General features: G+C 40.5%; 23 protein-coding genes and 1 other RNA gene. 14 read left to right on the forward strand and 10 right to left on the reverse strand.

Annotation, left to right across the window (positions count from 1 at the left end):
* Nucleotides 1-68 precede the first annotated feature (68 nt).
* The 4 genes from ACP8HI_RS03540 to ACP8HI_RS03555 all read right to left on the reverse strand — a co-directional run bounded on the left by ACP8HI_RS03540 (nt 69) and on the right by ACP8HI_RS03555 (nt 4,217).
* Nucleotides 69-1,418: an MATE family efflux transporter gene (locus ACP8HI_RS03540; protein ID WP_438349761.1), complete on the reverse strand. Its 1,350-nt coding sequence runs from the start codon at nt 1,416-1,418 to the stop codon at nt 69-71.
* Nucleotides 1,419-1,420: 2 nt separating this feature from the next.
* Nucleotides 1,421-2,605, reverse strand: a complete 1,185-nt coding sequence (locus ACP8HI_RS03545; protein ID WP_438349762.1) for a putative glycoside hydrolase — start codon at nt 2,603-2,605, stop codon at nt 1,421-1,423.
* A gap of 418 nt (nt 2,606-3,023) precedes the next feature.
* Entirely contained in the window at nt 3,024-3,218 is a 195-nt protein-coding gene (locus tag ACP8HI_RS03550) for a hypothetical protein (RefSeq protein WP_438349763.1), read from the reverse strand.
* Nucleotides 3,219-3,395: 177 nt separating this feature from the next.
* The gene (locus tag ACP8HI_RS03555) at nt 3,396-4,217 is read right to left on the reverse strand and encodes a YitT family protein (protein ID WP_438349764.1); all 822 of its coding nucleotides are present in this window, start codon (nt 4,215-4,217) and stop codon (nt 3,396-3,398) included.
* Between the two features lie 345 nt (nt 4,218-4,562).
* Here ACP8HI_RS03555 and ACP8HI_RS03560 point away from each other — a divergent pair, with 345 nt between their 5' ends.
* Complete coding sequence (locus tag ACP8HI_RS03560; protein WP_438349765.1) at nt 4,563-6,167, forward strand: DEAD/DEAH box helicase; 1,605 nt, start codon at nt 4,563-4,565, stop codon at nt 6,165-6,167.
* A gap of 101 nt (nt 6,168-6,268) precedes the next feature.
* Here ACP8HI_RS03560 and ACP8HI_RS03565 read toward each other — a convergent pair whose 3' ends face one another.
* Nucleotides 6,269-6,367, reverse strand: a complete 99-nt coding sequence (locus ACP8HI_RS03565; protein WP_438349766.1) for a YjcZ family sporulation protein — start codon at nt 6,365-6,367, stop codon at nt 6,269-6,271.
* 172 nt (nt 6,368-6,539) lie between these two features.
* Between ACP8HI_RS03565 and ACP8HI_RS03570 the strand changes: the two genes are divergently transcribed.
* The 3 genes from ACP8HI_RS03570 (at nt 6,540) to ACP8HI_RS03580 (ending at nt 8,114) form a co-directional block, all read left to right on the forward strand.
* On the forward strand, nt 6,540-7,298 hold the full coding sequence (locus tag ACP8HI_RS03570) for a YesL family protein (RefSeq protein ID WP_438349767.1): 759 nt from the start codon (nt 6,540-6,542) through the stop codon (nt 7,296-7,298).
* Between the two features lie 63 nt (nt 7,299-7,361).
* A non-coding RNA gene (ssrS, locus tag ACP8HI_RS03575) (6S RNA) lies at nt 7,362-7,553 on the forward strand.
* Nucleotides 7,554-7,724: 171 nt separating this feature from the next.
* Nucleotides 7,725-8,114: a DUF1499 domain-containing protein gene (locus ACP8HI_RS03580; RefSeq protein WP_438349768.1), complete on the forward strand. Its 390-nt coding sequence runs from the start codon at nt 7,725-7,727 to the stop codon at nt 8,112-8,114.
* A 113-nt stretch (nt 8,115-8,227) separates the two neighbouring features.
* Here the strand turns inward: ACP8HI_RS03580 and tpx are convergent, their stop codons facing one another.
* Nucleotides 8,228-8,746 carry a thiol peroxidase gene (gene tpx, locus ACP8HI_RS03585; RefSeq protein ID WP_438349769.1) on the reverse strand — a complete coding sequence of 173 codons (519 nt, stop codon included), beginning with the start codon at nt 8,744-8,746 and terminating at the stop codon, nt 8,228-8,230.
* 117 nt (nt 8,747-8,863) lie between these two features.
* Between tpx and ACP8HI_RS03590 the strand changes: the two genes are divergently transcribed.
* On the forward strand, nt 8,864-9,466 hold the full coding sequence (locus ACP8HI_RS03590; protein ID WP_438349770.1) for a rhomboid family intramembrane serine protease: 603 nt from the start codon (nt 8,864-8,866) through the stop codon (nt 9,464-9,466).
* A gap of 40 nt (nt 9,467-9,506) precedes the next feature.
* On the forward strand, nt 9,507-10,424 hold the full coding sequence (locus ACP8HI_RS03595) for a LysR family transcriptional regulator (protein WP_438349771.1): 918 nt from the start codon (nt 9,507-9,509) through the stop codon (nt 10,422-10,424).
* 164 nt (nt 10,425-10,588) lie between these two features.
* Here the strand turns inward: ACP8HI_RS03595 and ACP8HI_RS03600 are convergent, their stop codons facing one another.
* Nucleotides 10,589-11,269: a zinc metallopeptidase gene (locus ACP8HI_RS03600; RefSeq protein WP_438349772.1), complete on the reverse strand. Its 681-nt coding sequence runs from the start codon at nt 11,267-11,269 to the stop codon at nt 10,589-10,591.
* Between the two features lie 48 nt (nt 11,270-11,317).
* On the reverse strand, nt 11,318-11,746 hold the full coding sequence (locus tag ACP8HI_RS03605) for a MerR family transcriptional regulator (protein WP_438349773.1): 429 nt from the start codon (nt 11,744-11,746) through the stop codon (nt 11,318-11,320).
* Nucleotides 11,747-12,034: 288 nt separating this feature from the next.
* Between ACP8HI_RS03605 and ACP8HI_RS03610 the strand changes: the two genes are divergently transcribed.
* The 4 genes from ACP8HI_RS03610 (at nt 12,035) to ACP8HI_RS03625 (ending at nt 15,946) form a co-directional block, all read left to right on the forward strand.
* Nucleotides 12,035-13,447, forward strand: coding sequence for an ammonium transporter (locus ACP8HI_RS03610; protein ID WP_438349774.1), 1,413 nt, complete (start codon nt 12,035-12,037; stop codon nt 13,445-13,447).
* Nucleotides 13,448-13,499: 52 nt separating this feature from the next.
* Entirely contained in the window at nt 13,500-14,579 is a 1,080-nt protein-coding gene (locus tag ACP8HI_RS03615; RefSeq protein ID WP_438349775.1) for a DUF294 nucleotidyltransferase-like domain-containing protein, read from the forward strand.
* The gene (locus ACP8HI_RS03620; RefSeq protein ID WP_438351694.1) at nt 14,576-15,274 is read left to right on the forward strand and encodes an exonuclease domain-containing protein; all 699 of its coding nucleotides are present in this window, start codon (nt 14,576-14,578) and stop codon (nt 15,272-15,274) included. The genes ACP8HI_RS03615 and ACP8HI_RS03620 overlap by 4 nt, the downstream gene beginning before the upstream one ends.
* A 120-nt stretch (nt 15,275-15,394) precedes the next feature.
* Nucleotides 15,395-15,946: a TlpA family protein disulfide reductase gene (locus ACP8HI_RS03625; RefSeq protein WP_438349776.1), complete on the forward strand. Its 552-nt coding sequence runs from the start codon at nt 15,395-15,397 to the stop codon at nt 15,944-15,946.
* A 52-nt stretch (nt 15,947-15,998) separates the two neighbouring features.
* On the opposite strand, the gene cimA is transcribed toward ACP8HI_RS03625, so the two are convergent.
* Entirely contained in the window at nt 15,999-17,618 is a 1,620-nt protein-coding gene (cimA, locus tag ACP8HI_RS03630; RefSeq protein ID WP_438349777.1) for a citramalate synthase, read from the reverse strand.
* 183 nt (nt 17,619-17,801) lie between these two features.
* Here cimA and ACP8HI_RS03635 point away from each other — a divergent pair, with 183 nt between their 5' ends.
* The 3 genes from ACP8HI_RS03635 (at nt 17,802) to ACP8HI_RS03645 (ending at nt 21,037) form a co-directional block, all read left to right on the forward strand.
* A complete protein-coding gene (locus ACP8HI_RS03635; RefSeq protein ID WP_438349778.1) occupies nt 17,802-19,094 on the forward strand; it encodes a DNA polymerase IV in 1,293 nt (430 codons plus the stop codon).
* A gap of 127 nt (nt 19,095-19,221) precedes the next feature.
* Nucleotides 19,222-19,464, forward strand: coding sequence for a ferredoxin (locus tag ACP8HI_RS03640; protein WP_438349779.1), 243 nt, complete (start codon nt 19,222-19,224; stop codon nt 19,462-19,464).
* 130 nt (nt 19,465-19,594) lie between these two features.
* Nucleotides 19,595-21,037 (forward strand): L,D-transpeptidase, encoded by a 1,443-nt coding sequence (locus ACP8HI_RS03645; protein ID WP_438349780.1) that lies wholly within the window; start codon nt 19,595-19,597, stop codon nt 21,035-21,037.
* On the opposite strand, the gene ACP8HI_RS03650 is transcribed toward ACP8HI_RS03645, so the two are convergent.
* Nucleotides 21,034-21,168, reverse strand: a complete 135-nt coding sequence (locus ACP8HI_RS03650) for a hypothetical protein (RefSeq protein WP_438349781.1) — start codon at nt 21,166-21,168, stop codon at nt 21,034-21,036. The two genes, ACP8HI_RS03645 and ACP8HI_RS03650, sit on opposite strands and share 4 nt — an antisense overlap.
* Nucleotides 21,169-21,354: 186 nt before the next feature.
* On the opposite strand from ACP8HI_RS03650, the gene ACP8HI_RS03655 reads away from it, so the two are divergent.
* Entirely contained in the window at nt 21,355-22,449 is a 1,095-nt protein-coding gene (locus ACP8HI_RS03655) for a quinone-dependent dihydroorotate dehydrogenase (RefSeq protein WP_438349782.1), read from the forward strand.
* Nucleotides 22,450-22,464: the final 15 nt, after the last annotated feature.

A 22,464-nucleotide genomic window follows, 5' to 3' on the forward strand; every position in this document is an offset into this window, starting at 1 on the left:
TGAATGAACTTTATAAAGATAGGGGGTGTCTTCAAAGCCATGAACAATGGCTTGAGACACCCCCTATTTCATATTATTACGAGGTCTCGTTGGATACGGAAGAGACGTCTCAGCAGAAGGGTAGCCCCAATAGCTAATCCGGCTATTAAGCCAATCCAATAACCATCGGCTCCAAGTGAAGTGAAATTAGCCAGTACATATCCGCTGGGAAGTCCAATAACCCAAAAGGAAACCAGTGCAATAATAAAGGAAGCATTGACATCCTTGTAACCACGAAGTGCACCTTGTGTAGGTGTAGCAATGGCATCGGAAATTTGAAAGAAAATAGCATAGACAAGAAAATGCTGAATGAGTTCGATAATCTGTATCTCATTCGAATAGAGTGAAGCGACCTGTCTACTTGCGAAGATAAGTATAATAGCTGTTAGTAGAGACAAAGCAATGGCGGAACTTATTCCAATAATGGCATACTGCTTGGCATCTTTATTCCGACCGGCTCCTTTTTCGAAACCGATTAATATCGTAAGACTCATACAAATGCTAAGTGGAATCATGTATAGCGTTGTTGCAAAGTTTAAAGCTGCCTGATGTGCGGCGATCGTAGATGTATCGAATTGAGTCATCAACAGCGTAACAGCCGCAAATACAGCTGTTTCCAAGAAGATAGAGAGGCCGATGGGCACGCCGATCTTGAGTAGCGTTCTCCATGCTGTTAAAGAGATCTTATGGAATGTCTGAAATATACCCAAAATTGCAAATGACTGTCGTCGTTGAACAAACCATATCGCAATAATGAAAATACACCAGTAAGTTATACCAGAGGCTATTCCAGCACCTGCTCCTCCTAAACGCGGGAAACCCCAATTGCCGAATATTAATAAGTAATTAAGACTAATATTAATGGGTAAGGAAATAAGGGTAATTGTCATCGAAATTCGTGTCTCACCGAGTGAATCCATTAAGCTACGTAATACGGTGTATCCGAACAAAGGAATTACGCCGATGGAGATACCTAGTAGGAACTGATAGGCGATAGTGCGGACATTGATATCCAATCTCATGGCATCTAATATCGGGGGAACTACAATTCCTCCAATAAGTAGAACGAGCAATGCCAGGAGAAGGGATAACCATAGTGCTTGTACGACGTAATAGGACACTTTGTTCTTCTGATTGTTGCCAATTAACTGCGATACAATGGGGGTAAGACCTATCAGAATCCCAGTAAGTCCCACTTGAATGGGAACCCACAGACTAGATCCTATGGCAACTCCTGCAAGATCAATAGAGCTTGACTTACCCGACATATTCGTATCAAAAAAGGTGATAGCTGATAATGAAATCTGTGTAATTAGAATAGGAAGTAATATAGCTAGAAACTGTTTGAATTTTTCTGTTATAGTTGTCGTAGTTTTCATGTTTATTTGTAGATGACACCTTTGCTGTAGCGATTATTAGCATTCCAGAGCAGATACTCATGAACATCCATATCTTTCAATGCCCGAATTTGATCCTCTACTTCTTTCTTACCATACTTAGTGTAATGTCCACTACCAAGCCAACTAGCAGTGAAATCTTGGATCCAAGGACGTATGATCGGTTTCTGATCTCCTAGTGGGTCTAATTTTTTATGAGTATCAACCATAGAGCCTTTGATTACGTTGTACGGTTCTTTATCTGGATTAGTCGCTCCGTACCATCCTGTAGAGTAATGACTTGGGTATACCATAGGGGCTATAACATCTACATTCTCTGAAATTTTGACCATATCCTGTCCAATACCTTCGGCTGCTGGAACCGAAGCGGCATACCCAAAAATATCAACCGATACACGAATTCCGAGTGGGGCTAGCTCTTGACGTGCGTATTGTACGAAGTCAGAGACAATATCTACACGGGAGGAGTCGCTTTTGATATATTTCAAAATATCAGCTCGCTTATCAAATCCTTCAGGGAAACGAACATAGTCGAATTGTATTTCTTTGAAACCCAGCTTCGCTACCTCTTTTGCAAGTTCAATGTTGTAATCCCAAACTTCCTTGCTGTAGGGATTTACAAATCCGTCGCCATTTCCATTCTTCCACAGTGTTCCATCCTTGTTAACGAAAGATAGCTCTGGCTGCTTCATAGCAAGGAATGTATCCTTAAATACAACAATACGTGCAATCGGATAGACATCATGTTTTTGTAGACGCTCCATTAGTAGTTGGATATCACCAATATATGACTTAAGATTGCCGTTCATTTGAAGGAGTGGATTATCTGTTTTATACGTTATGTATCCAGCATCATCCTTAATATCTATAACCATGGCATTGAGTTCTGTTGAATCAAGGAGATCTAGAAGCTCGGTCATGCGTGCCCCTCCAGCACTATGTGCTGTTACGTAAATCCCTTTAACAATGGGAGCATCCAACTGGGGATCGGTCTTGATCGACGGATCTAGTGGAATATTACCCATTGTAGTTTCAGAGTCTTTTTGTTGAGAAGATGTGATAGCTGAATGAATGGATGATTGCAGAGTGTTTATCGTGTTGTGATCGTCTGTCTGATTTCCTGTTGTACTTCCTAGTACGAGTAGCAATAATGCCCAGATGATGTTCATTTTATTCTCTCCCTTATAAGGTGCGGTCTCTTTGTAATTATATAGAATCAATGAAGAATTGAAAGGACAGCTTTGTAACATTTTAAGAGGATATTCAAAAAGTTATCTTTTGATCACGAAGTATAACAAGAAGTGTATTCGACATCGAATATTGAATTCAGCCGGTCCTTCCGGTGCTCACGTAGGTACTGCCTACGCTCCGCTCCTCACTCCCCATTTTCATCCAATCTTCTCGGTGCTGAAAAGATAATTTTTTGAACTTGGACTTTAAGAGGATGTTCAAAAAGTCATTTTTTTTGAATACTCCCTTTAAGTATTTTCCTTCTGGAGTAATTCATGTGTCATTATATATGGAAAATGCCGCCTTCCCCGCCAGTAAGGAGGAGAAGACGGCACGGTAATCGGTATAGCCCTTTGGTTAATGAAGATGCGCTAAGTTCTGATGTTCGCAAATACTGAATTGGATAATCTCCATGGCATCATGTGGTTCAAGGATGCTGATTCCATCTCTAAGCATAATGAGTAAATTCAGTTCATTCTGCTTCAGGAAAGGCATCATATCGGGATACCAACGCAATACAATTTCAGATAGTTTTACCGATTCCATTTCCATAAAGATCACCCTTCCTCCTTCGAATTCTTTACCACCAAAATTTCTAGAGTAGCGAATCGGAAAAGTCTTTAGTGCCTGAGCATTAAGAGTGAGGCTAAATCTTATGGCAAAGAAATGGGAACCGCGCACCTTTAATATATCATAATATGGATGGTATGACACTGTTATCCTCGATAATTATCTTCTGCGGAATGAACCCATCACGCCTACGGTATCAACAATATTAACAAATGCTTGTGGATCAGCCTTTTTAATAATGCTCTTAAGTTCTGCTAGTTCATAGCGAGTGGTGACCGTCATTAGCATATCTCTCGGTTCGTGAGAATAAGCACCTTCCGTTTTGATTTTGGTGACACCCCGGGGGATTTCTAGCAATTTAGAAAGGAGTTCTTCGGTTTGGTTAGTAATGATATATACGGTTACCTTTATGTGACTGATATGAATCAGATCCAGAACTTTACCGGTTATGTAAATTGAAGCCATAGAAGCTAAGGCGATATTCCAATTGTCATTTAAGTATCCTGCAGCAAGAATGACCAAAGCGTTCATTCCAACAAGGATAGTACCCACTGGGAAATCACGATAACGTGTAATTAACGAGCCAATGATGTCAAACCCTCCAGATGATCCTCCAATACGGAATGATACTCCGGCACCGATTCCGACTAATACACCACCGAATACGCTAGCAAGAAGTATATCTGTTGCGATTGTTTGGACAGGGATCACAGCAATGAACCATGTGGTAGCGATAACGGAAAGAATGCTTAAACTTATAAACTTCTTTCCAAGCTTGAACCAGCCGAGGATTAGCATAGGGATATTAATTAGCAAATACATAGTACTGACACTAAAGTCACTGAAATAGCTAATGAGTAAAGATAAGCCAGATACACCGCCGCTAAGAAGTTGATGCGGAATAAGAAATAAATTAAAACCGCATGCTATGATAGCGGCACCAAGAATGATAACAAACGCATTCCAACATTTTTCGAACAAAATAAAACCACCTTTAATTGTCTTGTTGATACAAAAATTTATATAAACTTGCTAACTGTAGTAGTAATCGCAATTCGTTATGTGATATAATGTATTGGATGTTCTTGAGTAGGGTTGTACAATAGTATTATTTTCGATTTTCTTTCGGTAAAATAATAACCCATTAGTCATTAGAATGGTTAAATATCCCGACTTAAAGCATGAACATTTTGTTCATGCAATATTTTATGGCATGTATGGCTACCCTATAACTGTATGCCGCTACTTAAGAATACAGACAAGAATGTGGAATGTCCACTTATGATGAAGTGGAATGTCCACTCTATAGAAGGAGTATGAATATATTTGAAAACATTTGCAGAATTTGACTTGGATCCGAGAATTCTCCAAGCAATCACGGAGCTTGGGTTTGAAGAAGCTACACCCATTCAAGCTCAAGCTATTCCCCCTGCTTTAGCAGGAAGAGATTTAATCGGTCAAGCACAAACAGGTACAGGTAAAACAGCAGCATTTGGTATACCGTTGATTTCAAAAATCAGCAAAGATGAAGACAGAATTATGGCGCTGATTATGGCTCCAACACGTGAGTTGGCTATTCAAGTATCAGAAGAAATTGGTAAACTTGCCCGCTTTGCAGGAGTTCGTTCATTGGCAATTTACGGTGGCCAAGATATTAGCCGCCAAATTCGTTCCCTAAAGAACAAACCTCAAATTATTATCGGTACACCTGGTCGTCTATTGGATCATATTAATCGCAAAACGATTCGTTTGAATGATGTCCAAACCGTTGTACTTGATGAAGCTGATGAAATGCTGGATATGGGTTTCATGGAAGATATTCAATCCATTCTTAAGCTAGTTCCTGAGGAACGTCAAACGATGCTCTTCTCCGCAACAATGCCAGCTAACATTCAGAAGCTTGCGCAACAGTTCTTGCGTAATCCGGAACATATTTCCGTTATCTCTAAACAAGTAGATCAAGGTCCACTTATTGATCAAGCCTATATTGAGGTTCCGGAACGTCAAAAGTTCGAAGCACTTAGCCGTCTTATTGATATGGAATCCCCTGATCTTGCGATTGTATTCGGACGTACAAAACGTCGTGTAGATGAATTGTCTGAAGCTTTGCAAAAGCGCGGATATTCAGCTGACGGATTGCATGGTGACTTGTCGCAGAATCAACGTGATGCAGTGATGCGTAAATTCCGCGATGGAAGTATTGACGTATTAGTTGCGACAGATGTTGCAGCACGTGGTCTCGATGTTTCTGGTGTAACGCATGTTATTAACTTCGATCTGCCTCAAGATCCTGAGAGCTATGTACACCGTATTGGTCGTACAGGTCGTGCGGGTAAAGAAGGTACGGCATGGTCGTTCGTAACTCCTCGTGAAATGGATCATTTCCACTTTATTGAGCGCGTTACACGCCATCGTATTACTCGTAAGGCACTTCCGACAATGGCCGAAGCTGTTGAAGGTAAACAAAAAGTTACGGCAGAAAGATTGATTGAAACGATAGGAAACGGTGAATTGAACGAGTATAAAGGAATCGCGATCCAATTGTTGGAGCAATATGATTCAGTTCAATTACTAACAGCAGCTATGAAACTACTGACAGGTGATAAAAAGGATTCAGATATCCAATTAACACCGGAAGATCCAATGCGCGCAAAACGTCGTAAACCAGACATTCGTAGTGGCCGCAAGCCATCAAGCAGTTATGGTTCCCGTAACGGCAGTTCCTCTGGTTCAAGCACTGGCGGAAGCAACTACCGTCGTGATAGTAGCAGTGGTAGTGGTGGAGGTAGCCGTGGTGGTTACGCAGGTAAGAGCAGCTACAACAAAGATGGTGGAGCTTCTCGTGATTCTTCTGCACGTACGAATAAACCTCGTCCAAGTAGTAGCAGTAGCACTCGTCCGGCGAAGCGTCCAGATAGCTCTTTCGAATAATTATTCAATTAGGCTTGTGTACTATAACAAAAAGGCAGAGTGTAACTACACTCTGCCTTTTTGTATGAGTAAATAAGGGATGACCCCACTGAAATTTAGAATTAGATAATGAATGCGCGTGTGATGATAACCAACAATATGAACAATACCAGAATTGCACCTGTTGAAGTGAAACCACCAAATCCCATATGACCAGACATTGTGAAAAACCTCCTCTGATTTGTAAATTACTTGGTTTACTTGATATTCTATGCAATAGGTTAAAGCTTGTTTAGACATCTACCTATGATTAAGAAAATTAGGCACTGGCTTTGTCGATAGGAAATGCGTTATATTATTATATACAAGCATAATTATAGAGGGGGAGAATTTTTGGAATTCAAGGGCACAATGGGAGGCATTTACAAATTAACGGAATGGATTACACGGATTGCGTATACTAACATACTGTGGCTTATCTGTTCATCACCATTCGTATTGGTGTTAATACTCAAGTTCATGTTATTTCAAACGCAAGCAACGGCAGACGATCAGTTATTATTAAATTGGGTTCTGGGTATTCTAGCTCCGTTCATACTATTTCCGGCAATTTCGGCATTATACGCTGTCATACGCAAGTGGGTTATGGGGGATGCGGATGTTCCTGTGTTTCGAACGTTTTTTTCAGGATACAAGGAAAATTATAAACAAAGCATGATTGGTGGAATATTCTACACATTATTATTTGTTGTGATGTGGGTCGACTATAAAGTGTATATGACCATGGACAACTTGCAACTTGTGGGCGGAGTTATGTTGTTACTGCTTCTTATTTTATTTGTTTCTATGTTTAACTTCTTCTCGATGGTTGTTCATTATCACTTGGGTATTTTTATGATTATTAAGAATGCAATCCTTCTGACAATCATTAGACCTTTCCGGATGATTTCAACTGTACTGGGCTGCGGACTGCTATTGTATATAGCTTCACTCTACCCAGTGTTGGTTTTCTTTTTTATCATCACTTTAATAGCGTTATGGTCATTCTTTAACTTCTATGGATCATTCCTCAAAATGCAGGAGCAAGCAGAGCGCTTGAGACTGTTAGAAGAAGAGAAAGCGGAGAAGGAAAAAGAAAACGACTTGGAATAAGGTGGAGTATGAAAACGACTTCATTTGAGTTTACTTTTATAGAGATTAGGATTATAATGAAAATACATCCTGCGATGTTCGCCACGGTTGATCGTTATTTTGAACCAATGATGATTGTCTAGGGAGATTAATAAGAAGCGTGGCTGGAACGCCCTGTCTATATGACACGGGGACTTCAAAAACATTTCCGAAATCACCCACCTGCTACTGCAGGTTCAGAGGGCTATTTGACCGGACGGCATAAGCGGGATTCCTTTTTATCTAATAAGTATTTGTTACCTGCATTCGAATGTCGATAATTTAACGACATTCGAATGTTTTTTTTATTCAAGAATGAGATTATAAGGTAGCACCTCTTTTGTTCTGAACAGTTCAATGTTAAACTAATAGGTATGTATTGATGGATAATATAAAGGGGGAACGGTCTTGTCGTTAAAGAGAGTTTTAATTGGGGTCATACGGAGTCAAGAGGGAACGAGTGACCGAGCGAAAGATCCTAAAATGAAAACGCGCTACTACAATTTATCGAAGGACAAGGCATGGGAGGAAGTGACATCCACGCTAAAAAAAATTCCAGGTTATAAAGTTTTGCATGAGGTACCCTCGGTTGGAGAGATCATTCTAGAGAAGAGGAGTGCTATGGGACGTACGGTGGATATTACAGTATCTGTATTATCGGTCACACCAGTTCGTAGTGCGGTCGATATATACTCAGCTTCAAGGGGCTCGTTAGGAGATTTAGGAGCTAATTATCGATATATTATCCATTTGTTCACCATATTAGATAAGAAACTAGCTAAATATAAAATTTCATAACAGGGATTCAATGGATTGGAAATATACAGTCATAGTGGACAAGCAATTATTATATGAATTTATAAAAAAGCGAGAGAAAGATGTTCTCTTTCTCTCGCTTTTTTTAGTATGAATTACAGTAGTTCTTTAACTGCTGCTATAGCATCTTCGTAATTTGGATGTTCAGTCATTTCTTTGAGATATTCAACATAAGCGAGTTTATCGTTTTTATCTATAACGAAAATTGAGCGCATATCAAGACGTAATTCTTTAATCAATACTCCATAAGCTTCACCGAAAGAAGATGACTTATGGTCAGATAATGTCACGACACGCTCAACACCGGCTGCACCGCACCAACGTTCTTGGGCGAATGGAAGGTCCATACTGATCGTAAGGATAACGACATCGTCTCCTAGTTGATCTGCAACTACATTGAATCGTCGAGTCTGTGCGTCACACACACCTGTGTCAAGTGAAGGAACGACACTTATTAATTTAATTTTACCTGCATAATCCTTCAGGGATACTTCTTCAAGCAAGTTTTTACTTACTGTGAAGTCGGGAGCGGAATCACCTGCTTTTAATTCTGGACCAACCAATGTGATGGGGTTACCTTTAAGAGTAGCTATACCTGAGCGTTCTTGTGGCATTGTGAGATTCCTCCTTGATTATTTGATTTAAGTAAAGACTTCCAAGATTATTATAATCTACTTAAGAATGTATTACCAATGTTGGCGTTATCTAAGTATAAAGAAAGGAAGGCTATTATGATATTTATTCGTTATGAGAACTGGAAAAGTTATATTAAATTTTATCCTGTCACAACACTTCTATTATTAGCTAACATCATCATGTTCTTGGTGTTATCTTTGAATGGTGGCTCAACCGAAAAAGAGACACTATATCGATTCGGGGCACTTGTGAATGGTGGTGAAGCCTGGAGATATGTCACTTCTATGTTTCTTCACAATGGGTTTGAACATTTGCTGTTTAATAGTTTTGCGTTATTAGTATTCGCTCCGCCACTTGAACGACTTATGGGTTGGTGGAGATACACACTGCTATACGTCTTGAGTGGCATTGTAGGGAATATTCTATCCACTGCCTATTATACTCAAATAGGTACGAATATGATATCTGTGGGTGCTTCAGGTGCGATCTATGGCGTATACGGTGCGTTACTATACATTGCTGTATTCCAACGGAAAATAATAGATGAGTCCTCTCGCAAGACGTTGTATGCTATGCTTATGATTGGGATCGTATATTCTTTCATTGCCCCAAATGTGAACTTGATGGCTCATTTCGGCGGTATGATTGGTGGATTCTTCGTATATGGACTCATGATTAGACTTATAAAAAAGCGATAATGAATGAAAATTACACACTCTAGATTGGAGCGATATCCGCGTGGAACTGAGACAGTTGCACTATTTCATGAAAGTTGCACAGAAAGAGCACGTAACTCAAGCGGCTGAAGAACTTCATGTAGCCCAGTCTGCAGTAAGTAGGCAGATTCATCAATTGGAGCAGGAATTAGGTGTGGATTTATTTATGCAAAAGGGTAGAAACCTACAATTAACACCTGTAGGTCATCTATTCTGTAAGCGAGTAGAGACCCTTATGAAGGATCTGGATAAAGCTGTGGCTGAGGTTCATGAATTTCTAGATCCTGAACGTGGGGAGATTAGAATAGGCTTTCCTCATAGTCTGGGTATTCACTTGATTCCATCCGTTGTTGCAGAGTTCAGAAAGCGTTACCCTAATGTGAGATTCCGCTTCAAACAAGGGATGTACCCATCGCTAATAAAGGATGTCATATCAGCTGAAGTTGATTTGGCATTTATATCTCCATTTCCTGAGGGGCATGAACACGTAGAAGGAGATGTTCTTTTAACTGAGGAGCTGTACGCGATACTTCCCCTAAGTCATGCATTGGCAGAGCAGGAATCGATAACTCTAGATCAACTGAAAGAAGATAAATTCATTTTATTTAGTAAAGGATATTCTCTACGTCCAATCGTGTGGCAGGCATGTCTTGAAGCGGGATTTACTCCGGAAATCGCCTTTGAAGGGGAAGAAACGGATACGATTCGTGGTTTGGTAGGGGCGGGAATGGGAGTTAGTCTCTTGCCAGAGATGGCCTTCTTTCAGAGTAATCCACTCCAACCTGCTCGTGTTAGAGTAATCGAACCGAGAATAACACGTACGATCGGATTAATTCATAGATCAGATGACAAGCTTCCCCTAGTTGCACAGGCATTTCGTAATTTCTTACTTAAATATTTCGAGTTTATTGACGAGAATAAGAAAACCCCGATTGGATAAAATCGGGGTTTTCTTTGATTTGAAATATAAGAAAGTATAAGTTTCACTTGATACTCTATTCCTTATATTTCCGCTGAAACGGGTGCCTTAAAGTGATACGAAGTATCGCTAGCATCGAAAGCATAAGCTCTTTGAAAAAGGACGGTATTGCCGTTTCTACTTGATTAGTCACGATTGCTTGTAAAGATCATGATATAACGAATTAACTCGAGAATCGAGATTATAGCAGCGGCTACGTAAGTAAGTGCAGCAGCATTAAGAACTTTAGCTACACCGCGTTCTTCATCGTTCGAAATAAAGCCTTGTTCTATCATGATCGTACGAGCACGATTACTAGCGTTGAATTCAACTGGCAATGTAACGAGTTGGAATGCTACAGCAGCGGAGAAGAAGATTATTCCTAGACCGATTAGGTTGGTAGCAGCGAATATGAATCCTGCAATCAGTAGGAAAGGTGCTATCCGTGAAGCGAAATTAACAACTGGGAACATTCGATGGCGCAGTACTAACATAGGATAGCTTTCTTTGTGTTGTATAGCATGGCCAATCTCATGACAGGCTACAGATACAGCTGAGATTGAATTTTCGTAATACACGGTTTCCGATAAACGAACTACCTTATGAATGGGGTCGTAATGATCGGTCAGGGAACCCTTGACAGGCTCAATGGGAATATCTTGAAGGCCATTAGCATCTAGCATACGCCTAGCAGCGTCATATCCTGTTAATCCGTTATGGACGGGTACCTTAGCCCATTTATTGAAAGTTCCTTTAACACGGAATTGTGCCCATAATGAGAATAAGAATGCGATGATAATTAGAATAAACATGGAATTAGAATTCATTTATTAACCTCCTGTATAATAGTGCTACTTTAAAGTCAGTTAAAGAAGTCACAACAATGGTCCATGATCGAGTAGAATCTTCAGTGCCTCTAAACAAGCTGCCCCTTGTGGCAGTAATTGTCTAAGCGTACGCCTAGCCTGTACTGGCTTCATCTGTTCAATTAGAGGGCTAAGTTCTCTTAATTCCTTCTCCAACTGAAGCATATGCAGTTCTAGATAGGTTAGCTTGTCTGAAACTTGTGTTTCCTCGATAATCATATTCCACTTGTCTAACCTTGCTTTAATTTCTTCTAAAGTATACTTCTCTTTCTTTAACTGAATAATACGTACCAGACGTTCAGAGGTTTCATTACTGTATAGACGGTAATTTTTCTGAGTTCGGCTTTCGGGAGTAATCAACCCTAATTTGGTATAGTAATCGATAGTTCGTTCGCTGATGCCAGCCACTCTTGCTAATTGTCCAATTCGGTACAACATGATATCTCCGATGTGAAATCACCCCATTAAGTACTTATTTAAATTATGATACCTGATGAACAACCATACAGTCAAACGTTAGACTTTCTTGATGATAAAATGTTTTATTTGTGAAATAGAAACTATAAATAAATATAACACTTGAAATGTTACAGATTCTAACATAAGAAATATCTATTCTGTTGATAAATAAAAAAGAATTGTCAGGTATTATTGCTCGTGCTTATAATCACCTTACAGGGTGTTGAATTGTGTTATATAACCTGACATGAAAAGGGGATGGTTTTTATGGGAAGAAGATGGATGGGTGTCTTTTTGGGAATGACAGCATTGTTAGCTTTTCCAATACGTGCTTTTGCAGATGGTGGGGCAAGCAATTTGGAATTACAAGCAGGGCTTAACACAGTCTTTGTCTTTTTAGCAGTTATACTAGTATTCTTCATGCAAGCAGGCTTTGTGTTGTTGGAAGCAGGATCTGTTCGTATGAAGAATGCTGGTCATGTTGCAGGTAAAACAATATTGACTTTGGGTGTTTCAGTGATTTCCTTCTGGGCAGTTGGATTTGGTCTAGGATTTGGTAATGGTAATGGAATAATTGGTCAAACGGGCTTCTTCCTAGGTGGAGAAGGTATGGCTAGTTCATTCAATTCCTTAGCAGGTTCAGATGTATCTTTAACGGTGAAGTTTTTATTCCAATTATCGTTCGCTGCTATTTCGTTGGCGATTGCTTCTGGTGGAATGGCAGAACGTGCTAAATTAAGTGTCTACATTATATTTGGAATATTGTTCATGGTAGTTATTTATCCAGTCGTCGCGCACTGGGTATGGGGTGGAGGATGGCTTGCTGAGTTAGGTATGCAAGATTATGCTGGGTCTACTGTAGTCCATCTGACGGGTGCTACGGCAGCGCTTGTAGCGACATATTTATTAAGACCGCGCCTAGGTAAATACAATAAAGACGGTAAGCCGAATTCTATTCCAGGACATAACCAAGTATATACGGTACTTGGTGTTATCATTCTTTGGATAGGTTGGTTCGGATTTAATCCAGGCAGCGGATTAACGGGATTAGGAGATTTCTTTGGATATGTATCGCTTACAACGAATATTGCAGCTGCTGCTGGAGCATTGGCCGCGCTTGCTATCTCCTGGGTCATTTTTGGTAAGGGTGATATTCCGAGTATGTTGAATGGCCTGCTTGCCGCGTTGGTAGCTATAACAGGATCTTGTGCTTTTGTTGAACCATGGGCAGCGATTGTCATCGGTGCTATTGCGGGTATGGTCGCATTCTTAGCTGGACAATGGTTAGAACGCGCTGGATTAGATGATCCAATCTATGCTGTATCTGTTCATGGTATTGCAGGAGTATGGGGTGCTCTATCTACTGGATTCTTCGCTACTGCAGAATTGGCTGAGGCTACGGGAGTGGGGGAAGCAGGATTGTTCTATGGCGGAGGTCTTCACCAATTAGGGATTCAAGCACTAGGTGTCCTTGGTACCTTCGCATTCGTATTTACGGTCTCATTCATTATTCTTGGTGCAATGAAAATGATTATGGGACTTCGTGTTACGGAAGAAGAAGAAATGATGGGGTTGGATATTAGTGAACATGGTACCTATGGATATCCTGAACAAATGAAATTACTAGTAAATACAGAAGCTAAATCCCAGGTGAACCCGTCAACACCGGATATGAATTAACGATTATTATGATCTGCTAACCAAAATGCATGTAAGGAGAGGGGCGGGTGATATGACATCGTTGAATTCACTGGCGCATAATATAGACTTGAACCGAATTGCAATCTCCACATCTTGGGAGGAATTAAAAGACAGGCGTATTGAATATCAGACAGATCTTCAGCAGTTGAAGTGTGTATTGCCAATTTCAGAATGGATGTCTCTTGTCAATCATATGCATGATTTATTTGTAGCTAAAGTATTGAAAAATTGTGAAGAAGAAATGGTGGTAGACGGTTATGGTCTACCACCTGTAGTTTATTCGTTCGTTGTATTCGGAAGTGCAGGGCGTTTAGAATCTACTCTGTGGAGTGATCAAGATAATGGGATGATTATCAGTGATGACTTTAGTGAGAGCAAAAATAAATATTTCGAGAAGTTTTCCATCATCGTGTGTGACAGGCTTGCTTATTTGGGATATGAGAAATGTCTAGGGAAAGTGATGTGCTCAGAACCAATGTGGAGAAGGTCGCTACAGGAGTGGAAAGTGACATTAGCGGAGTGGGGAAAAGATATGAGTTGGGAGCCAATTCGTTATTTGATCATCGCAGCTGATGTACGTCATATAGCTGGCGACAATATCTTAACCGAGCATTTTAAAAGTGCATTATATCAAGCTTTCGAAGATTCTCCTGAACTACAATTTTCCATATTACGCAATACGGTTAAACATAAGGCAACATTAAATCTATTGGGGAGAGTCGTGACTGAGCGATTTGGTGAGCATGCAGGTGAATTCGATATTAAATATGGCCTCTATATTCCATTAGTAAATTTCGTGAGATTTATGGCAATACAATTCAGTGTACAAGAAACGATGACACAGAGTAGGTTGGATAAATTGATGTCTCTAGGTGCGGGGGATATCGCCATTGAAGATTGCCATAAAGCCTTTGAAATAGCTATCCAATTGAGGGCAAGTACTTCCTACACAATAGTTGATGGGTTATTTGTAGGTAGTAATTATATTCCGGAACAAGATCTGAAGAGAAAAAAAATCATGCATGACCTTCGTGAGAGCTTGGGATCAGTGAGAAGAACACATAGAGTACTACAGCGTATGTTACGATATGCAGATTGGAAGAAACTATGAAAGGGCATGAGGGAATTCCATCTACTAAAGCTACCAGCATAGGGGCACCCACTGCTCAATATATGGCCTTTATCCGTTCATTATTGAAAGAACAGCGTCGTCCAGATGCGTTAATGATTCCTTTATCAAAGCTTGAGACTGTTGTATTTGATCTTGAGACTACGGGTTTTTCCTCCCAGCATGGGGATGGAATTTTGTCTTTCGGTGCTGTGAAAATGGTAGGTGCTGATATCATTGAGGAGGAAAGGTTCTATTCATTGGTGGATTGCCGTAGGCAAGTTCCACAGCATATTACTGAATTGACGGGGATCACGCAAGGGATGACAGACGGAGCACCACCACTTATGAATGGTTTGCATGACTTTATGTCTTTTGTAGGGGGAAGAGTGCTAATTGCTCATGCTAGCGCTCATGATAAGGCATTTCTAAATGCAGCTTTGTGGAAGACTTCGAAGACTCATCTAAGACATCGTATCATTGACACGATGATGATTGCGCGCTGGCTCGAACCACAGCGTGATGGGTACGGACTTGATGAATTATTAATGGAGCGTAATATTCCTATTATAGGAAGACATCATGCTTTAGAGGATGCGTTGATGACTGCTAAGTTGTGGAAGTCATATCTCACCGATATCTCCAAGCGTAGGGTAGATACACTTAGTGATCTATACGCCTATTTAAGTCGTTCATAATGAGAGGGATCAACACGATAACTAGCGCTTAACAAACAATCATGAGGGATAACGCTGTAAGTTATTTAAGAAACAGGGTAGAATAATACGTAATAACTTTAAGTGAAGGAAGAAACCATCATGAAGCGCAACATAACTGTATTGATTGTCACATTTATTTTGTTGGCAATAGCTGTGTATCAGAATGCTGATCCTGGGGTGAAAGCTGTATTTCAGATGGATAAACCTCACCCCACTGAGACGGGTCCTAAGGCGGGGTTACTCGCTCCTCCATTCTCTGCGATTGGTTTGGATGGGGATTTGTATAATGTAGGTGGAGAGCAGGAGAAAGCCATTATGGTGAACTTCTGGGCTTCGTGGTGTGATCCGTGTAAGCAAGAGGCGCCTGATTTAGTAAGAATAGCTAACGAGTACCCAAATGAGCTTATAATCTATGGTGTCAATGTAACCAAGTTTGATAATAAGAAGAGTGCTGAGAAATTCGTTGAGAAATATCACTTGAATTTCCCTGTGCTGCTTGATCTCGAGGCTACGATATTTGATCAATATCAGGGCGCAGCCTTTCCAACAAATGTACTGATCGACAAACACGGTGTGATTCAGGAAATCATTCTCGGGACTATTTCGGCAAAGGAATTGGAAAAGAAAGTGCAACAGTTAATTAAATTCTGATAGAACAAAACCTCGGTGTCCATTGTGGATGCCGAGGTTTTATTCTTACTCATTAATGATTGACAAGACCATGTTGGCCTGCATTATTCGGAAGTTTCTCAACTTGCCCAATCTGACCTAAGAGTGCATATCGCATACTGTCGACTAAGGCTTCCCAACTGGCTTCAATGACATTACCAGATACACCGACCGTATTCCATGTACTATCCATATTCTTCGATTCAATAAGAACGCGAACTCTAGCTGCTGTTGCATCTTTCTCATCTAGGACACGTACCTTGTAGTCAGATAGATGCATTTCTTTAAGCTCTGGAAAGGATTGAACAAGTGCTTTTCGTAAGGCGTTATCTAGCGCATTGACCGGTCCATTTCCTTCTGCTGCCGTGTATACGCTTTGACCATCAATCTTTAATTTAACAAATGCTTCAGAAACGACAGGTTTACCTGCAATTTTTTCAACAAGCATTTTGAAGGATTCAAAGGTGAAGAGCTCGGATATTTGTCCATTTGCTTCACGTAACAAAAGCTCTAAGGAAGCGTCCGCTGCTTCAAATTGATATCCTTGGTGTTCAAGATCCTTGATTTTATCAATCACCTTACGCGATTGTTCATGGGTTGGATCAAATTCTACGCCCATATCCTTCGCTTTGGACAGAATATTGCTCTGACCTGCTAATTCAGAGACGAGGATTCGTTGTTTATTACCAACAAGTTCCGGTGAGATATGCTCATAAGTACGTGAATCTCTCAGGATTGCAGAGACATGAATGCCTCCCTTATGGGCAAATGAAGCACTACCAACATAAGGCTGGTTAACGGGTAAGTGTACATTTGCGATTTCACTTACATAACGAGCCGTATTGGATAGTTGCTTTAACGATTCTGATTCAATGCAGTCATACCCCATTTTAAGCTGAAGCGTAGGGATGATCGAGCATAGATTTGCATTTCCACATCGTTCTCCATACCCATTAATTGTCCCTTGGATTTGTCTTGCTCCAGCTTGGATAGCACTTAATGTGTTAGCAACAGCAAGTTCGCAGTCATTATGAGTATGGATACCTAGGTTAGCTTGAGGTAAATGTGTGGCAACAGATGCGACAATATCGTGAATCTCATGGGGAAGGGTTCCGCCGTTCGTATCACACATCGTTAACCAATCAGCCCCAGCATCTTTTGCTTTTTGAAGAACTGCAAGCGCATATTCTGGATTGTTTTTGTAGCCATCGAAGAAATGTTCAGCATCAAAGATTACTTCAAGTCCGTTGTGTTTCAAGAATGAAATGGAATCGTAAATCATAGCTAAATTCTCATCCAAAGTTGTCTGAAGTGCAGTATGAACATGGAAGTCCCATGACTTCCCAACTAAAGTTGCAGCCTGTGCGCCTGAATCAAGAATGGACAGTAGATTTCTATCTTGTGCTGCTTCCGTGTTCTTGCGTCTTGTACTTCCAAATGCAGTGATTTTTGCACGAAGCCCAAGCTCTTGAACTCTTTTGAAAAATTCAATATCTTTGCTATTGCTCCCGGGAATGCCACCTTCAATATAATGAACACCGAGATCATCTAGTTTTTTGGCGATTTTCAATTTGTCGTCCGCCGATAAACTGACTCCTTCGCCTTGTGTGCCGTCACGTAAGGTTGTATCGAATATAGAAATGGATGCAGACATGGTAGCCCTCCTTTTGAACTCTCACTGTAATGACCTTTTTTATAGTTCATAATTATAACACTTCTACGCTGGAATGTAACAAAGAATTCAATTTTCTTTGCCAGGCTTATATCTTGACCTCTAGGTGAGAGGGGGGTATGCTGACAATACCGTCATCTATATGAATGAAGAAGGGGTATAATAGTGAGAAAAATCGATGAATATTATCCAGCTCATGGCAGGGTTATACTTCATGTCGATATGAATGCATTCTATTGCTCTGTACATGAAGCGGAAGAGCCTGATAAATACCGTGGTAAGCCGACGGCTGTAGCGGGAAGTGTTGAGCTTCGTAAAGGAATTATTGTGACTTGTTCATATGCTGCAAGACGTTTAGGTGTATCAACGGGGATGCTTGTCAATCAAGCGTTGAAGAAGTGTCCTAACTTGATTGTTATTTCGCCGGATTTCAATGCATATCGTAAGTATTCTAACGCTTTTATGAAGATAGCTTATGATTACACGCCTTGTATGGAAGCGACATCGATAGATGAGTGTTACTTAGATATTTCAGGATCCAAACAATTTGGCACCCCACTTGAGATTGCTACAGAAATTCAGAATAGAGTGTATAAAGAGCTATCGCTTCCATGCTCTATTGGTATCGCACCGAATAAACTTCTGGCAAAAATGGCTTCAGATATGAAAAAACCAAACGGTCTAACGATACTCCGTATCCGTGATGTTCCTAAGATTCTTTGGGAAAAGCCCTGTGTTGAATTATTTGGCATTGGTGACCGAACCGCAGATAAATTACGTAAACTTAATATTCATACGATTGGGCAGTTGGCTGTAGCGGAAGACCAATTATTGAAACAGAGTTTTGGTGTGCTTGGTTTATGGATGAAGCAGGCTTCGAATGGGATTGACCACTCTCCGGTGCTAGAGGGGCGTGAACAGAGCAAGTCGATTGGTCATACAACGACCCTTCCTGAGGATATCTGTGTGAAAGAGGATATCCATCGTGTTCTGCTCAACTTAAGCGACCAAGTGGCTCGTAGGCTTCGACGACAACAATTGGTTGCGGGTGGAGTGCAGATCACGATTCGAACGCCTGATATGAAGACCATTACACGTACCCATACGATGAATGCTCCAACAGACCATACAGAAGATATTTATGAGCAGGCCTGCCAATTATATCATGAACACTGGAACTGGGATAAGCCCGTGAGATTGCTAGGCGTTACGTTGCAACATCTTATATCTAAAGAAAATTCAGCCATTCAATTGGACCTTTTTAATTATGAGCAGCAGCCCAAGAAGGAATCCTTAACGAAGGCAATGGATTTGCTACGTAATAAGTTCGGTGAGAATGCGGTTCTGACAGCTGGAATGTTAGGTGATGACCCGTCGGTGTTAATCCGGAATCACAAAGTTAGAGGAACTTCATTGCAAATGGATTTCAGAGATAAAGCAGATGATAAATTGTCATAAATGCGATAGCAATTGGTAATATTGTTTGAAATCAATTGAAAATTCATTTTTAATGGTTTAATATTATGAATGATGTCGTTTGAAATAAAGACTGTAATGAATGGATATACAGGAGGAAGAGAAAACAATGGCTAAATATACATGGGTAGAGAAAGATACATGCATTGCATGTGGTGCGTGCGGTGCAACAGCACCAGATATTTATGATTATGACGATGAAGGCATAGCTGAAGTTATCTACGGAAACGATGCTAACCGCGGTGTGACAGTGATACCAGAAGACATGTTTGATGATTTAGATGATGCATGTGATGGTTGCCCTACAGATTCTATCAAGATCGCAGACGAACCTTTTAATAAAGAGGGTTAATGGCAGGTTTTGATAGGGATGAAATAATAAAATAGGCGTTCTCACGAAATAGCTTGAAGTGGGGATGTCTATTTTTTTTGTCTTTCTGCCGATATATATAGTAAATCGGTGTTTCGGGGGTTCAGATGAGATGAAAGATTCTATATATCTTAAAGAATATGTGAAGTTACATCCTGAGAATAAGATGGGATGGTACTTATTAGGTAAGGAATACGAAAAAAATGGTCAGGAAGGTAAGGCTAATTATTGTTTTAATCAATCTAGTGAAGTATTTGAAGCTTTTGAAAAGAGTAAAGTGCCAGATGATGTCTGGAAGGAATACGAAGATAGAATTTTGCAGATTTCACGTCATAAAGAGCGTCGTACTCGTAAAATACGGGTCTTTCTACTGGCGCTAATCATCCTACTCCTGACCTTTATACCTTCTATTCAGGCCCCGGAAAATAGGACTATTTCGGGTACTGATGAAGAGCAGATTGCTATGAATGAAATTGAGCAGAAACCGGAGACGATCGTAACTAAAGGGGAGTTAAAGCAGAATGCTCCTATTGTGAATCCTCTATTTACGGCTCAACCTGGTGGCTCAACAGATGAAAGGGCTCAAAGTTTGTCGAGTATGCTTGCTTATTCAGGTGCTTTACCGGCAAGGCTAGCAGTGCTTGGGATGGCACGTGAAGACAAATGGCTGTTATGGAAACAAAATATGCCCATATCGTTCACACTAGAAAAAACGGATGGATCACAAGTGGTCTATCAGCCTTATGATCCCAATGAATGTGAATGTACACCACCTGATGATACGACTCTCAAGGCATCTTCCGTATTGTGGGTTAAGAAACAGGAGGAATTAGCAGCATTATCAGGTGCAATTCGCTTCTTTGTGAAAGAAAAGGGGAGAGTTCCCAAAAGTTTCAGTGAATTAGTACAACCTTTTCCGCACAATAGAATCTCCGGATCAACGGAAGTGATGAAGAAGTATTTCAATGAAATCAATGCAAGTTTTGGTGCAACAGTAGCGGCAACAACTTCCACGACTACCTCTAAAGGCGATTCTAGTACAACGTCTGGTAATAAGGAAGACCCAGTAACGACGGATTCTACCCCAGGCATGGGCGGGGATATGTTTTTCGAGGAGCCATTAGAAATTATTGTGGATAAAAAGAACTATCGCTTGGCGGTAGTTAGTGGGAATATCATATTACGTAATTACAAAGTGGGGCTGGGTGGTGATAGAACACCAGAGGATGACTTTATTATATCGGATAAGGTTGTGAACCCGAATGGACGATCTAATGGTGAATTTGGCAGCCGTGGAATGCAGTTATCTTCAAGCAATTATGCGATTCATGGAACGGATGAGCCTGATAGTATTGGTCGTGATGAATCGTTAGGTTGTATACGAATGGAGAAGGCGGACGTAGAGGAGTTATTCGATCTTATTCCGATGGGTACGAAGGTACGTATAGAAAAAGGGGTTCTGCCTGATAAGGTGCTGGTACCAACAGAGCGTTATCGATCACAGCATAGACAGGATCAGACGAACCCCCTCAAGAGATATCGCTGGCTGAATTAAACGTTATAAATAAGTAGTACGATAAATGCAATAACGACGAAAGATATGCTGAGTCCAACCCATAAGAGCGCTTTCTTATTCACTTCTTGTTTGGTATGTTGAAGTGTTGGTGGTTTGCGTTTGGTTGCCATAAAGATAACCCTCTTTCTATGATTTTCACTCGCTAATCCAATTGTAATGTGTTTTTAAATAAATAGCTACAACACTATTCATGAGGAAATTGAGATTGATAGAGGTGTCGTTTCACTTTCTTTTTAAACGGTAAAAGGATAAACTATAAAAATAGAGAAAACAGTGGATGGAGATGAGGATTACCTGTGTTATATAAAAATGTGGCTAAACCGATACTTTTTAAAATAGATCCAGAAAAGGCGCACCATCTTGTTGTTGGAGGATTACATACTGCTGGCTCCATCCCGGGTGTATCTCATGTGTTACGAAGCTTATGGGGTGTAAAGGAAACAGCTGATCTTGCCGTTGATTTATTCGGCTTACATTTTCCGACACCTGTTGGACTTGCAGCGGGATTAGATAAAAATGGGGTAGCTGTGCAAGGATTCTCTTCCATTGGGTTTGGATTTATGGAAGTAGGAACCGTGACACCGAAGGGGCAGTCTGGAAATGAACAGCCGCGTCTATTTAGACTACCTCCTGATGAGGCGCTCGTGAATCGAATGGGGTTCAATAATGAAGGTATAGATGCAATGGAACGAAGACTTTCAACGAATCAGAGGCGACGAATTCCAGTTGCTATAAATATAGGGAAGAATAAACTAACCCCGAATGAAGAAGCTTATAAGGATTATCAGGAATGTATTCGTAAGTTATATCCTTATGGTGATTTTTTCGTAGTCAATATTAGTTCACCGAATACACCAGACTTGCGTAATCTGCAATATGGTAGTGAATTATCTTCTCTACTTTCGCATATCATGGAGGAAATGCAAGAACAAGCGCGTAAGCATAATAATAGTAAACATATATTGGTGAAGATTGCTCCAGATGTGAGTGATTCGGAGCTTGAATCTATGGTAGAAGTCCTTCAAACAAGTGGTGTTTCAGGTGTCATTGCAACGAATACGACTTTATCTAGAGAAGGGCTGAATCATTCAAATGCGAAGGAAAGCGGTGGATTGAGTGGCAAACCGCTAAGTAATCGATCTACAGAAATCATATCTCGAATTTACAGCCAGAGTCATGGCTCCCTGCCGATTATCGGTTCTGGGGGAATTTTTACTGGTAAGGATGCTTATGAGAAAATTCGGGCAGGCGCGAGTCTGGTTGAAATATATACATCACTTATCTATGAAGGACCAGATGTGAATCGAAAGATTCATGCTGAGTTGAGAAAGTGCCTACTTCAGGATGGATTTAGTCATATATCAGAAGCAGTAGGTGCGGATCATCACTGAAGGTGAAAGACAGGA

The organism is Paenibacillus sp. FA6 (assembly GCF_051550225.1).
Lineage (GTDB): Bacteria > Bacillota > Bacilli > Paenibacillales > Paenibacillaceae > Paenibacillus_AQ.

Excerpts from the sequence above, each read along its gene's own strand:
- ACP8HI_RS03540 (WP_438349761.1), bottom strand. The coding sequence starts at position 1,418 with ATGAAAACTACGACAACTATAACAGAAAAATTCAAACAGTTTCTAGCT.
- ACP8HI_RS03545 (WP_438349762.1), bottom strand. The coding sequence starts at position 2,605 with ATGAACATCATCTGGGCATTATTGCTACTCGTACTAGGAAGTACAACA.
- ACP8HI_RS03550 (WP_438349763.1), bottom strand. The coding sequence starts at position 3,218 with ATGGAAATGGAATCGGTAAAACTATCTGAAATTGTATTGCGTTGGTAT.
- ACP8HI_RS03565 (WP_438349766.1), bottom strand. The coding sequence starts at position 6,367 with ATGTCTGGTCATATGGGATTTGGTGGTTTCACTTCAACAGGTGCAATT.
- tpx (WP_438349769.1), bottom strand. The coding sequence starts at position 8,746 with ATGCCACAAGAACGCTCAGGTATAGCTACTCTTAAAGGTAACCCCATC.
- ACP8HI_RS03590 (WP_438349770.1), top strand. The coding sequence starts at position 8,864 with ATGATATTTATTCGTTATGAGAACTGGAAAAGTTATATTAAATTTTAT.
- ACP8HI_RS03600 (WP_438349772.1), bottom strand. The coding sequence starts at position 11,269 with ATGAATTCTAATTCCATGTTTATTCTAATTATCATCGCATTCTTATTC.
- ACP8HI_RS03605 (WP_438349773.1), bottom strand. The coding sequence starts at position 11,746 with ATGTTGTACCGAATTGGACAATTAGCAAGAGTGGCTGGCATCAGCGAA.
- ACP8HI_RS03610 (WP_438349774.1), top strand. The coding sequence starts at position 12,035 with ATGGGAAGAAGATGGATGGGTGTCTTTTTGGGAATGACAGCATTGTTA.
- ACP8HI_RS03615 (WP_438349775.1), top strand. The coding sequence starts at position 13,500 with ATGACATCGTTGAATTCACTGGCGCATAATATAGACTTGAACCGAATT.
- ACP8HI_RS03620 (WP_438351694.1), top strand. The coding sequence starts at position 14,576 with ATGAAAGGGCATGAGGGAATTCCATCTACTAAAGCTACCAGCATAGGG.
- ACP8HI_RS03625 (WP_438349776.1), top strand. The coding sequence starts at position 15,395 with ATGAAGCGCAACATAACTGTATTGATTGTCACATTTATTTTGTTGGCA.
- cimA (WP_438349777.1), bottom strand. The coding sequence starts at position 17,618 with ATGTCTGCATCCATTTCTATATTCGATACAACCTTACGTGACGGCACA.
- ACP8HI_RS03640 (WP_438349779.1), top strand. The coding sequence starts at position 19,222 with ATGGCTAAATATACATGGGTAGAGAAAGATACATGCATTGCATGTGGT.
- ACP8HI_RS03645 (WP_438349780.1), top strand. The coding sequence starts at position 19,595 with ATGAAAGATTCTATATATCTTAAAGAATATGTGAAGTTACATCCTGAG.
- ACP8HI_RS03650 (WP_438349781.1), bottom strand. The coding sequence starts at position 21,168 with ATGGCAACCAAACGCAAACCACCAACACTTCAACATACCAAACAAGAA.